Origin of the sequence: Novosphingobium sp. (assembly GCF_019748365.1) — a bacterium.
Lineage (GTDB): Bacteria > Pseudomonadota > Alphaproteobacteria > Sphingomonadales > Sphingomonadaceae > Novosphingobium.
In genome coordinates this window covers 1-2,715 of the sequence record NZ_JAIEPN010000031.1, presented here as the reverse complement: position 1 = coordinate 2,715, position 2,715 = coordinate 1, and the positions used below count along the sequence as shown (strand labels likewise).

Here is a 2,715-nt window from a genome sequence, read left to right as displayed (position 1 = left end):
ACCGCTGCTCCTTCGAGACCTTGGTGTTCCGCACCGGTCTCGAGACCGACCCCGCGCTGCGGGCGCTCGGCGAAATTGTTCACGACCTTGATATTGCCGATGCTCGGTTCGAGCGCCCGGAAACTCCGGGAGTGAGCGCGCTTATCGCCGGCATCTGTGCCGGCACCGACGACGACGAGGAGCGGATCGCGCGCGGATCGACCGCGCTCGACGGATTCTATGCTCACTTCACCCGGCGAAAAGAGGACTAAAGATGGAGGCCAGCGCACGCGCTGAAATCGCAGTCGAGACGCTGCACGAGCACGGCATCAGCTTTGGCGAGGCGGTGCGCGTCTGGATCAGGGTCGCGCTGCTCAGCTTCGGCGGACCGGCGGGCCAGATAGCGGTGATGCATCGCATCCTGGTCGAGGAGAAGCGCTGGATCGGCGAGGAGCGGTTCCTCCACGCGCTCAACTATTGCATGCTGCTGCCCGGCCCTGAAGCGCAACAGCTAGCTGTCTATATTGGCTGGTTGCTCCATAAGACCAAGGGCGGCCTGGTCGCGGGCGCGCTATTCGTGCTGCCCGGCTTCCTCGCGATTTTAGGGCTCAGCTATGTCTATGTGCTGCTCGGCGAAGTGCCGCTGGTCGAGGGATTGTTCTTCGGATTGAAGGCCGCCGTGCTGGCGGTGGTGCTACAGGCGGTGGTCCGGGTGGGTTCGCGTGCCTTGAAGAACAACGTCATGCGCGGTTTTGCCGCGCTGGCGTTCGTCGCGATCTTCGTGCTCGACGTGCCCTTCCCGCTGATCGTGCTTGCCGCCGCGCTGATCGGCTTCTTCGGTGGCCGCGCTGGTTACGCCGCATTCAAGGGCGGCGGCGGACATGGTCCCGCCGGCGCTGAGATAGTCCACGACCGCGACACCGCTCTTGGCGAGGGCCTTCCCGACCATGCCCGGCCGAACCTCTCTTGGTCGCTGCGCATCTCCGGCGTCCTGCTGCTGCTCTGGCTCGGGCCGGTCGCAGCGCTGCTGTTCGCGTTCGGCCCCGACGACGTGTTCAGCCGCATCGCCACCTTCTTCAGCCAGATGGCGGTGGTGACCTTCGGCGGCGCCTATGCGGTGCTCGCCTATGTCGCGCAGGAGGCAGTCGAGACCTATGGCTGGCTCCAGCCCGGCGAGATGCTCGACGGGCTCGGCATGGCCGAGACCACGCCCGGGCCGCTGATCATGGTGACGCAGTTCGTCGGCTTTCTGGCAGCCTTCCGCGAGGCCACCGGACTGCCGCCGCTCATCGCCGCGACGTTGGGCGCGATTCTCACCACCTGGGTCACTTTCCTGCCCTGCTTCCTGTGGATCTTCGCCGGCGCGCCGTTCATCGAACGCCTGCGCGGCAACCGCGCATTGTCGGCCGCGCTTTCGGCGATCACCGCCGCAGTGGTGGGTGTCATTCTCAATCTGGCAGTCTGGTTCGGGATTCACACCTTGTTCGGGCAAGTCCGCGAAGTGCCGTTCGCGGCCGGCGCCATCGATCTCCCAGTCCTGACGTCCGTCGACTGGCCCGCGTTAGCGCTGGCGGTGGGTGCGATCCTCGCCATGTTCCGGTTCAAGGCCGGCATGCTGCCGGTGCTCGGCGTCTGCTCCGTCCTCGGGGCCGCATATGTAATGATCATCTGAAGGGAGTGACGTGTGACGATCGACCAATTTTCCCGACGCAGTGCAATCGCAACTCTTGGCATTGGAGCCGCAGCCATGACTATGAACGAAGCCTCGGCGCAGACGCCGACCGCAGCGCCGACGAATGTCCTCGCATTCGCCGGCAATCATCAGATCAAGCCGCTCAGGTTCGATCCCGCCAGGCTCCACGGCCTCTCCGAAAGGCTGATCACATCGCACCACGAGAACAATTATGCCGGCTCGGTCAAGGCGTTGAATATGATCGAAACACGCCTTGCCGCCGCGCTCGCTGACCCGGACCTACCGCCGGTGGTCTATGGCGGCCTCAAGCGCGAGGAGCTGCACCGCACCGGCTCGGTCGTGCTCCATGAAATCTATTTCGACGGGCTGGGCGGCAACGGTCAAGCAGCCGGCTCGATCCGCGACGCGCTGGGCGCGGCGTTCGGCTCGTTCGACCGCTGGGAGACCGACTTCCGCCGCACCGGCATGAGTCTTGCCGGCGGATCAGGTTGGTGCGTGCTCGTCTACAATCTCCACACCCGCTCGCTGCACAACCATTGGGCGTGGGATCATATGCACGGCGCAATCGCCGGCGTGCCGCTGCTGGCGCTCGATATGTACGAGCATAGTTTTCACATGGATTACGGCACCGCCGCCGCCAAATACGTCGACGCCTTCTTCCGCAACATCGACTGGGAAGTGGTCGACCGCCGCTATGCCGCGGCTTTGCGCGGCGGCGGCTGACCCGTCCGCCGAGGATCAACACCCACTTCTGCGCGACACCTGAGTTGGCGACCACAAAGGGGGCAGGTCCGATGGGAGATGCAACAGTGACATCCGGCCCGAACATCGCTCTTCTTTGGCGCGGACAAGCGGCCGAGTGGACGCATCGCTTTCATGAAGCTCGGCAGTGGCCGATCGTTCAAGCCTTGCGGTCGTTCGGGGCGACCACAAGGCCTGTACTGTACAGAGACGAAGCGGTTCGCGACATTCGTGACGAGTTGCTGTCGTTCGACGCGGTGCTGGTCTGGGTGAATCCGTTGGACATTTCAGGCGACCGCTCG

General features: G+C 64.5%; 4 protein-coding genes. All 4 read left to right on the top strand.

What is annotated here, in order from left to right:
- Positions 1 to 251 (top strand): chromate resistance protein ChrB domain-containing protein (locus K5Q19_RS04490; protein ID WP_292941632.1); only part of this gene is annotated, 251 nt, incomplete at its 5' end.
- Positions 252 to 253: 2 nt separating this feature from the next.
- Positions 254 to 1,651, top strand: a complete 1,398-nt coding sequence (gene chrA / locus K5Q19_RS04485; RefSeq protein WP_062342956.1) for a chromate efflux transporter — start codon at positions 254 to 256, stop codon at positions 1,649 to 1,651.
- 75 nt (positions 1,652 to 1,726) lie between these two features.
- The gene (locus K5Q19_RS04480; protein WP_171007877.1) at positions 1,727 to 2,395 is read left to right on the top strand and encodes a Fe-Mn family superoxide dismutase; all 669 of its coding nucleotides are present in this window, start codon (positions 1,727 to 1,729) and stop codon (positions 2,393 to 2,395) included.
- 71 nt (positions 2,396 to 2,466) lie between these two features.
- Positions 2,467 to 2,715, top strand: a 249-nt coding sequence (locus K5Q19_RS04475) for a hypothetical protein (protein WP_292941614.1), incomplete at its 3' end; no start/stop codon positions are given.

Bases quoted from the DNA above. Each gene is read 5' to 3' on its own strand.
- chrA (WP_062342956.1), top strand. From the start codon at position 254: ATGGAGGCCAGCGCACGCGCTGAAATCGCAGTCGAGACGCTGCACGAG.
- K5Q19_RS04480 (WP_171007877.1), top strand. From the start codon at position 1,727: ATGACTATGAACGAAGCCTCGGCGCAGACGCCGACCGCAGCGCCGACG.